1 protein-coding gene is annotated in these 848 nt (G+C 70.8%); it reads right to left on the reverse strand.

Annotated features, from left to right (window positions below; genetic code table 11):
• Positions 1–113: 113 nt before the first annotated feature.
• Positions 114–848: IS701 family transposase (locus QMK24_RS41365; protein WP_283472071.1), on the reverse strand; the 735-nt coding region annotated here is incomplete at its 5' end.

Raw genomic sequence — 848 nt, forward strand, 5'->3', positions numbered from 1 at the left:
AGTAGTGCTTGGTCAGGTTGGTGCCGGTATGGGGATGTTGCGGTGGCAGGTGGGGCAGGCGCCGGTCCAGGTGGCGAGGAGGGTCTGCAACTCGCGGACGATTTGGTAGAGGCTCAGGCTGGCGCCGCGTCTTTTGGGGCATGGGCGAGTCGTTGCAGGGTGCAGAAGGCGTGCGCGACGGAGACGAGGGTGACGTGGTGGTGCCAGCCGTTCCAGGTCCGGCCCTCGAAGTGGGCCAGGCCCAGGGCTTGCTTCATCTCGCGGTAGTCGTGCTCGATGCGCCAGCGGAGCTTGGCGAGGCGGACCAGGGTGGTCAGAGGGGTTTCGGCGGGTAGGTCGGACAGCCAGAACTGGACCGGCTCGCTCTCGCGTGCGGGCCACTCGGCCAGCAGCCAGCACGCGGGAAGCTCCGGGCCGTCGGCGCTCTGGCGGACCTCGCGTCCAGCAGGCCGGACCCGCAGGGCCACGAAGCGGGAGTACATGCGCTTGCGGCCGGTGCGGCCGGTGCCGGGCCGGGAGCCCTCCCGCCATTGCACCGGACGTGCAGCTGTGCGGCCCGCCGCGATGACCAGCTGTTTCACCGACTGTGGCTTGTCGGGGTACTTCGCCACCGGCGGGCGTCCCGTCCCGGAGTACGGCTCGGTCGCCGGCACCGCGCCTTCGGGCTGGGCCGACAGTGTGGTGGAGATCCCGACCACGTAGTTCAGGCCGCGGGCCTGCACCCCGTGCCGGAACGCGGCGGCGTCGCCGTATCCGGCGTCCGCGATGGCCAGCGGCACCTCGATGCCCCACGAGCGGGTCTCATCGAGCATGTCCAGGGCCAGCTGCCACTTCTCCACATGCCCGAC

The sequence above is a fragment of the Streptomyces sp. PH10-H1 genome (genome assembly GCF_030063355.1).
Taxonomy (GTDB): domain Bacteria; phylum Actinomycetota; class Actinomycetes; order Streptomycetales; family Streptomycetaceae; genus Actinacidiphila.